Origin of the sequence: Kiloniella spongiae, assembly GCF_001026905.1 — a bacterium.
GTDB classification, from domain to species: domain Bacteria; phylum Pseudomonadota; class Alphaproteobacteria; order Kiloniellales; family Kiloniellaceae; genus Kiloniella; species Kiloniella spongiae.
Genome location: NZ_LAQL01000004.1, coordinates 252499 through 260778, shown reverse-complemented (window position 1 = coordinate 260778; position 8280 = coordinate 252499). Strand labels below are relative to the sequence as shown.

Annotated in this window: 8 protein-coding genes and 2 tRNA genes; all 10 read left to right on the top strand. The window is 47.7% G+C overall.

The window, feature by feature from the left end:
- The first annotated feature begins 31 nt into the window (after window positions 1-31).
- The 10 genes from WH96_RS07765 to nuoH all read left to right on the top strand — a co-directional run bounded on the left by WH96_RS07765 (window position 32) and on the right by nuoH (window position 8254).
- Window positions 32-108, top strand: a tRNA-Asp gene (locus tag WH96_RS07765).
- A gap of 30 nt (window positions 109-138) precedes the next feature.
- A tRNA-Asp gene (locus tag WH96_RS07760) sits at window positions 139-215 on the top strand.
- A gap of 309 nt (window positions 216-524) precedes the next feature.
- Entirely contained in the window at window positions 525-881 is a 357-nt protein-coding gene (locus WH96_RS07755; RefSeq protein WP_179188007.1) for an NADH-quinone oxidoreductase subunit A, read from the top strand.
- Window positions 872-1426, top strand: coding sequence for a NuoB/complex I 20 kDa subunit family protein (locus WH96_RS07750; RefSeq protein WP_046505071.1), 555 nt, complete (start codon window positions 872-874; stop codon window positions 1424-1426). Before WH96_RS07755 ends, WH96_RS07750 begins: the two co-directional genes overlap by 10 nt.
- 35 nt (window positions 1427-1461) lie before the next feature.
- The gene (locus WH96_RS07745; RefSeq protein ID WP_047763580.1) at window positions 1462-2082 is read left to right on the top strand and encodes an NADH-quinone oxidoreductase subunit C; all 621 of its coding nucleotides are present in this window, start codon (window positions 1462-1464) and stop codon (window positions 2080-2082) included.
- Window positions 2082-3260, top strand: coding sequence for an NADH-quinone oxidoreductase subunit D (locus tag WH96_RS07740; protein WP_047763579.1), 1179 nt, complete (start codon window positions 2082-2084; stop codon window positions 3258-3260). Before WH96_RS07745 ends, WH96_RS07740 begins: the two co-directional genes overlap by 1 nt.
- Window positions 3257-3862, top strand: a complete 606-nt coding sequence (gene nuoE, locus WH96_RS07735; protein ID WP_047763578.1) for an NADH-quinone oxidoreductase subunit NuoE — start codon at window positions 3257-3259, stop codon at window positions 3860-3862. Before WH96_RS07740 ends, nuoE begins: the two co-directional genes overlap by 4 nt.
- Complete coding sequence (gene nuoF / locus WH96_RS07730) at window positions 3862-5154, top strand: NADH-quinone oxidoreductase subunit NuoF (protein ID WP_047763577.1); 1293 nt, start codon at window positions 3862-3864, stop codon at window positions 5152-5154. The genes nuoE and nuoF overlap by 1 nt, the downstream gene beginning before the upstream one ends.
- A 9-nt stretch (window positions 5155-5163) precedes the next feature.
- A complete protein-coding gene (gene nuoG, locus WH96_RS07725) occupies window positions 5164-7230 on the top strand; it encodes an NADH-quinone oxidoreductase subunit NuoG (protein WP_047763576.1) in 2067 nt (688 codons plus the stop codon).
- A complete protein-coding gene (nuoH, locus tag WH96_RS07720) occupies window positions 7223-8254 on the top strand; it encodes an NADH-quinone oxidoreductase subunit NuoH (protein WP_047763575.1) in 1032 nt (343 codons plus the stop codon). The genes nuoG and nuoH overlap by 8 nt, the downstream gene beginning before the upstream one ends.
- Window positions 8255-8280: the final 26 nt, after the last annotated feature.

The window sequence follows — 8280 nt, the reverse complement described above, 5'->3', positions numbered from 1 at the left end:
AATAAACCCTCGTCCGCAGGGATGGTTATGTGGGGGTGTAGCTCAGTTGGTTAGAGCGCTGGCCTGTCACGCCAGAGGTCGCGAGTTCAAGTCTCGTCATCCTCGCCATTTAACCGTCCACCGATGGCACTCTACTGCGGGGGTGTAGCTCAGTTGGTTAGAGCGCTGGCCTGTCACGCCAGAGGTCGCGAGTTCAAGTCTCGTCATCCTCGCCATCATTTCTTATGGTATTCACCCCATATCGTTAAATATCTCCATATCCTTTAACATATTACAAATGTTTATCCTATAGAACGGAATGTGTTTTCTTTTGTTCTTCGGTTAATACTTGATTTCGCTACTGGGATAACACGATTTTTTTTCTTGATTGTGGCGATTCTATGTTTGCTTATGTCGCCTTTGGGCGATATTTAGTACATACTTAAAAAATAGGGCCATAAAGGCCTCTTGTCATATTCGACATGAAAGGCGATTTGTGCGGTAACCCTCGTGCAGATTGTATTGGAGAGATGGGCTTAGATGGGATGTTGGCTGAATATCTGCCAATTCTGATCTTTCTCGGAATTGCAGTGGGGTTGGCTATCGCAATGATGCTAGCTTCTGTGATCATGGCTAAACAGCACCCTGATTCAGAGAAAATCAGTACTTATGAGTGTGGCTTCGAAGCGTTTGATGACGCGCGTGGCCGTTTTGATGTGCGCTTCTACCTAGTAGCAATCCTCTTCATTATTTTCGACCTTGAAGTAGCCTTCCTGTTCCCTTGGGCTGTATCACTTGGTGATATCGGTCTCTTCGGTTTCTGGTCGATGGTGATCTTTCTGGTCATTTTGACGATTGGCTTTGCATACGAATGGAAGAAAGGGGCATTGGAATGGGAGTAATCTCTAATCCAGCTCTCAAGCAAGGGGCACCGCTGCCGCCGGGTCCGGAACAAGATCTTGTTCTGCAAAACGTTGGCGAAGAACTCGCCGAACGTGGCTTTGTGTTGGCGCGTATGGATCAATTGACAGGTTGGGCGCAGTCAGGGTCACTATGGCCGATGACTTTCGGTTTGGCCTGTTGCGCGGTGGAAATGATGCATGCGGCGTGTAGCCGTTATGACATGGATCGTTTCGGAATGGTTTTCCGCCCGTCACCCCGTCAATCCGATGTAATGATCGTTGCTGGTACACTTACCAACAAAATGGCACCGGCCTTACGTAAGGTCTATGACCAGATGCCAGAACCTCGTTGGGTAATATCAATGGGGTCTTGTGCTAATGGCGGTGGCTATTATCACTATTCCTACTCTGTTGTTCGTGGTTGTGACCGTGTTGTTCCTGTCGATATCTACGTTCCGGGGTGCCCGCCAACTGCTGAGGCACTTATTTACGGTATTCTACAGCTTCAGAAGAAAATCAAACGAACCGCGAAATTCCGCAGGTAGCCTATTTCAGGCATTCCTAAATACTGGTGAACTATATGAATCAGGCTTTACTGGACTTGGGCGATTATATCGTCACTACCTTGGGAGAGGCGGTAACTGGATCTGAGCTTATTAATGACGAACTCGTCATTTGGGCAAAGTCAGATACCCTTCTTAAGGTTATAAAGTTCCTAAGAGACAATCAAAACTGTCAGTTCAGGCAGCTGGTGGAATTGACCGCGGTCGATTACCCTAGCAGAGAAGATCGTTTTGAACTCGTTTACTGTCTTCTATCTCTTACTCATAACCAACGTATCAAGGTGAAGTTTTCAACAAGCGATGAAACGCCTGTTGAATCTGTGACAGGGCTGTTTAGTTCTGCGATCTGGTACGAGCGTGAAGCATGGGATATGTATGGCATCTTCTTTGCCAATCATCCGGATTTGCGTCGTATGCTTACTGATTATGGTTTCGAAGGGCATCCGCTGCGCAAAGACTTCCCGCTTACTGGTTATGTTGAAGTTAGGTACGACGAAACGCAAAAGCGTGTTGTTTATGAACCTGTGAAACTGACACAAGAATTCCGGAACTTCGATTTCTCTAGCCCGTGGGAAGGTATTGTGAACCTGCCGGGTGATGAGAAAGCCGAACAGGAAAATGAAGAGGGAGCTGCTTAATGCCTGAAGCAACGATTAAGCCTCTTACGTTAAACTTTGGCCCTCAGCATCCAGCCGCTCACGGTGTTCTTCGTCTTGTAATGGAAATGGATGGCGAGATCATAGAACGGGCAGATCCGCATATTGGTTTGCTGCACCGTGGAACCGAAAAGCTTATTGAGTATAAGACCTATTTACAGGCAATTCCTTATTTTGATCGCCTAGATTATGTCGCGCCGATGAACCAAGAGCATGTTTTTGCTCTTGCTGTTGAAAAGCTGCTTGATATCGAAGTGCCAAAGCGTGGTCAGTATATCCGCGTTCTCTATTGCGAAATAGGACGTATTCTAAATCATCTATTGAATATCACGACCTTTGCGATTGACGTTGGTGCCATGACACCGATCCTTTGGGGTTTTGAGCAACGCGAAATTCTGATGGAATTTTATGAGCGTGCTTGTGGTGCCAGATTACACGCGGCCTACTTCCGCCCGGGTGGTGTACACCAGGATCTTCCAGCCGGATTGCTGCCAGATGTTTTAGAATTCTGTGACAACTTCCCGGCCTTTATTGATGATCTTGAAGGTTTGTTGACCGAAAATAGGATTTTCCGTCAAAGAACGGTTGATATCGGGGTTATGAATTTTGACGAAGCGATGGATTGGGGACTGTCTGGTCCAATGATCCGTGGTTCCGGTATTGCATGGGATCTTCGTAAATCACAACCGTATGATTGTTATGACGAACTGGATTTTGATATTCCAGTCGGGAAGAACGGTGATTGTTTCGACAGATATCTGGTTCGTGTCGAAGAAATGCGCCAGTCCTTGCATATTATGAAGCAATGCATCGAGAAAATGCCTGAAGGGCCTGTTCTCGCACCAAATCACAAAGTTACTCCCCCACGTCGTGATGATATGAAACGTTCTATGGAAGCGTTGATCCATCACTTCAAACTTTATACAGAAGGTTTCCACGTTCCTGCTGGTGAAACTTACATCGCGGTCGAAGCTCCTAAGGGAGAGTTCGGTGTTTATCTGGTCGCTGATGGATCAAACAAACCATACCGCTGTAAGATCAAAGCACCAGGATTTGCGCACCTTGCCGCCATGGATTATATGTGCCGCGGGCACATGCTGGCTGATAGTGTTGCTATTCTGGGTTCAATGGATATCGTCTTCGGCGAGGTTGACCGATGAAAACCAGTAGTTTTCCAAAAGCCAAAACTGGCGACTTTAAGTTTACCGAAGAAAACCTTCGTGAAGCTGAAAAGATTGTTGCCAAGTATCCTGAAGGCCGTCAGGCCAGCGCGATCATTAGTCTTTTTTATATTGCGCAAAAACAGAATGACGGCTGGCTACCGCCTGAAGCAATTGAATATGTTGCTGAATACCTTGAGATTGCGCCAATTCGTGCGCATGAAGTTGCAACCTTCTATACGATGTTTAACCTTAAACCTGTCGGTAAGTACTTTATCCAGGTTTGCCGGACAACACCGTGCTGGTTGAATGGTTCTGATAACATTTTGAAAGCGGCAATGGATAAAATTGGCGTTAGTAAAGTTGGCGACGTCAGTGAAGATGGTCTTTTTTCTGTTGTTGAAGTTGAATGTATGGGCGCTTGCTGTAACGCGCCAATGGTTCAGATCAATGACTGGTATTATGAAGATCTTTCGCCAGAGCGCATGATGGAAATCGTCGAAGAGCTTCGCGCAGGCAAAGACGTTCCTATCGGATCGCAAATCGGCCGTTTGACTTCTGCACCAGAGGGTGAGCGTACAACCCTAAAAGGGGGTGAGTGATGCCACTTTTAGAAGATAAAGATCGTATTTTCCAAAATCTTTACGGACAGGATGATTGGGGTCTTGAAGGTGCCAAGAAACGTGGTATCTGGATAGATACCAAAGATCTGGTTGCTCTTGGTCGCGAAGAGATTGTCAACCGTATGAAAGACTCTGGCCTGCGTGGCCGTGGTGGCGCGGGTTTCCCGGCTGGCATTAAATGGTCTTTCATGCCGAAAGAAGATCCAAGCCGCCCAAGCTATCTGGTTGTCAATGCTGATGAATCAGAGCCAGGATCCTGTAAAGACCGTGAGATCATGCGCAATGATCCTCATACACTTATTGAAGGGTGCTTGATTGCTGGTTTCGCAATGGGCGCACATACGGCCTACATTTATATACGCGGTGAGTACTATCTGGAATCCACGCGGCTCGAAGCGGCTATTGAGCAGGCAAGAGCTGATGGATTACTGGGCGATGATGCCTGCGGTTCTGGTTGGGCATTTGATGTCCATGTTCACCGCGGTGCCGGTGCTTATATCTGTGGTGAGGAAACGGCGCTTCTGGAAAGTCTGGAAGGTAAAAAAGGCCAACCGCGCCTGAAACCACCATTCCCTGCTGCTTGTGGTTTGTATGGATGCCCAACAACTGTGACCAATGTGGAAACAGTTGCTGTGTCGCCAACCATTTTGCGCAGAGGCCCCGATTGGTGGAAACAGTTCGGTCGTGAAAATAACACCGGTACAAAGATTTTCTCTATCTCTGGCCACGTGAACAAGCCCTGTAACGTCGAGGAAGCGATGAGCATTCCTCTGCGTGAGCTTATTGAAAAGCATGCAGGTGGTGTTCGCGGCGGATGGGATAACCTGCTCGCAGTTATTCCCGGTGGGTCATCTGTTCCGATGCTACCAAAGCACGTGTGCGATACCATGACCATGGATTTCGACGCCCTACGCGAAGCGGGTTCCGGTTTGGGTACCGCGGCGGTTATCGTTATGGATAAATCCACGGATGTTGTCGAAGCGATTTGCCGACTTTCTCATTTCTATCAGCACGAAAGCTGTGGCCAGTGTACACCGTGCCGCGAAGGAACAGGCTGGATGTTCCGTCTTATGCAGCGCATGGTTCGTGGTGAAGCTGATGTTGAAGAAATCGACATGCTTTGGGATGTTACAAAGCAGGTAGAAGGTCACACGATTTGTGCGCTTGGTGATGCTGCAGCTTGGCCGATCCAGGGCTTGATCCGGAATTTCCGTCCGGAGCTAGAGCGTCGGATTAACGAATACAAGCAATCGCGCCAGGCAGCGGAGTAGGAGAGACTGATGCCAAAGTTGACGATTGACGGTAAAGAGATTGAAGTCGCAGACGGCCTGACAGTTCTTCAGGCTTGTGAACTTGCGGGCGCAGAAATTCCACGTTTCTGTTACCACGAACGTCTTTCCGTTGCCGGTAATTGCCGGATGTGTCTGGTCGAAATGGAACGTGCTCCGAAACCGATTGCATCCTGTGCAATGCCGGTGGGTGAAGGCATGGTTATCAAGACCGATACCGAAGTTGTTCAAAAAGCCCGTAAAGGGGTGATGGAATTCCTTTTGATCAACCACCCGCTTGATTGCCCGATTTGCGATCAGGGTGGTGAGTGTGATCTTCAGGATCAGGCCATGGCCTTTGGATTGGATCACGGACGTTACAAAGAAAGCAAACGTGCGGTTACTGAAAAATACATGGGACCGTTGATCAAAACGATCATGACCCGCTGTATTCAGTGTACACGTTGCGTGCGCTTTTCAACCGAAGTTGCTGGTATTGAAGAAGTTGGCCTTTTAAATCGTGGTGGTCATGTTGAGATCACGACCTTGGAAAAGGCTGTAAACACTGAACTATCTGGTAATCTGGTTGATGTTTGTCCTGTCGGTGCGTTGACATCCAAACCTTATGCGTTCAATGCCCGTCCTTGGGAATTGAAAAAGGTAAATTCCATTGATGTGATGGATGCTGTCGGATCCAACATTCGTATTGATGTTCGTGGACGTGAGGTTCTTCGTGTTCTTCCGCGTATCCATGAAGATGTAAACGAAGAGTGGATCACTGATAAGACCCGCTACATTACCGATGGTTTAAGCCGTCAGCGCATTGATCGCCCCTATGTCCGTGTCGATGGCAAGCTGAAAGCAGCATCCTGGGATGAAGCTTTTGCTGCAATCAAAGAGCAGTTGTCTTCCCTTAAGGGGACTGAGATTGCAGCAATTTCCGGTGATCTAAACGATGCTGAGTCAATGTTAGCCCTGAAAGACTTTATGACTAACCTGGGGTCTGAAAACATCGACTGTCGTCAGGACGGCGCCAAGCTGAGTGCTGATGACCGTTCGACTTACCTCTTTAACAGCTCTATTTCTGGTATCGAAGACGCTGACGCTGTTCTTCTTGTGGGAACAAACCCACGTTGGGAAGCTGCGCTAATAAATGCCCGTCTACGTAAGCGCTTCCTGGAAGGTGGCTTTAAAGTCGGCATGATTGGTGAAGCTGCTGATCTGACCTATGAGTATGAATATTTGGGCGCAGGTCCAGATACTTTAAAAGAAGTTACGGCTGGTAAAAACTCTTTTGCTGATGTGCTTAAAGATGCCAAAAAGCCAATGATTATTGTTGGTATGGGCGCATTAACCCGTGAAGATGGTGCTGCTGTTCTGGCTGAAGCGAAAGCAATTGCCGATAAATACGGCCTTGTTCAAGATGATTGGAACGGGTTTAACGTTCTTCATACAGCGGCTTCCCGAGTTGCTGGCCTCGACCTTGGTTTGGTGCCGGGCAAAAATGGTGCTGATGTTGCGGGTATTCTTGATGGCGCTGAAAAGGGCTCTATTAAAGCTGTTTACCTGTTAGGTGCAGATGAGGTTGATACCGCCAAGCTGAAAAATGCTTTTGTGATCTATCAAGGTCACCACGGGGATGCGGGTGCATCTGCTGCGGATGTGATTTTACCGGGTGCTGCCTATACCGAGAAGAACGGTACCTATGTGAATACTGAGGGCCGTGTTCAATTGGGACGTCTGGCAACATTCCCGCCAGGCGAAGCAAGGGAAGACTGGACAATTCTTCGCGCGTTATCTGAACAGGTTGGTGAGACTCTGCCTTATGACAATCTGGGACAACTTCGGCAGAGAATGATCGACGTTAATCCTGTCTTTGCGGCCATTGATCAAGTTTCAACAACCGGCTTGGGTAATGTTGCGAAGAGTAAGGAAAAGCTATCTTCCGATCCGTTCACAAGTAACATCAAGAATTTCTATATGACTGATCCGATCAGCCGTTCATCTGAAACGATGTCTGCCTGTACAGAGCAATTTGTACTGGGTAAAAAGCAGGGAGCTACTGGAACAAATGGTTGAATTCTGGGAAGGATACGCTCTGCCAACGATCATGATCGTTGCGCAAATTATGGTAATCGTCGGTCCTTTGCTGATCGCGGTTGCCTATCTTACGCTAGCGGAACGTAAAGTAATTGGTGCGATGCAGCTCCGTAAAGGACCAAACGTTGTTGGACCTTTCGGTGCATTGCAACCTTTTGCGGATGCAGTCAAATTGATGATGAAGGAAACTATTCTTCCTTCTGGATCTAACAAGATCATCTTCATCATGGCGCCGATGCTGACATTTATCCTTAGTCTTGTTGCCTGGGCTGTTATTCCCTTTGGTGAAGGCCTGGTGGTCAGTGATATCAACGTCGGTATTCTCTACCTTTTCGCGATCTCATCACTGGGTGTTTACGGTGTAATCATGGCAGGATGGGCTTCTAACTCGAAGTATCCTTTCATTGGTGCGCTTCGTTCTGCGGCTCAGATGGTGTCCTACGAAGTTTCCATGGGATTGGTGATCATCACTGTGCTTTTGTGTGTGGGATCTCTGAACCTGTCGGATATCGTGATGGCGCAAAAAGGTGATTACGGCCTTCTGAACTGGTATGCATTCCCGTTGCTGCCTATGTTTGTGATCTTCTTCATTTCCATTTTGGCCGAGACAAACCGTTCCCCATTCGATTTACCCGAAGGTGAGTCTGAAATCGTGGCAGGTTTCATGGTTGAATATTCTTCCATGAGCTTTGCGTTGTTCTTCCTTGGGGAATACGCAAACATGATCCTGATGAGTGCGATGGCAGCTATTCTATTCCTTGGTGGCTGGTTGCCGCCATTGGATATTGCGCCGTTGAACTGGATACCTGGTCCGGTATGGTTCTCATTGAAGATTGCAATGGTTCTTTTCTGTTTCCTTTGGGTTCGTGCCACATTCCCGCGCTTTCGTTATGACCAGTTGATGCGTTTGGGGTGGAAAGTCTTCCTGCCGTTCTCCCTGTTATGGGTGTTCTTGACGGCTGGTGTACTGGTTACCTTTGACCTGTTACCAGTTGCTCAATAGGGGATCCGGTGATGGAAAAGAAAATA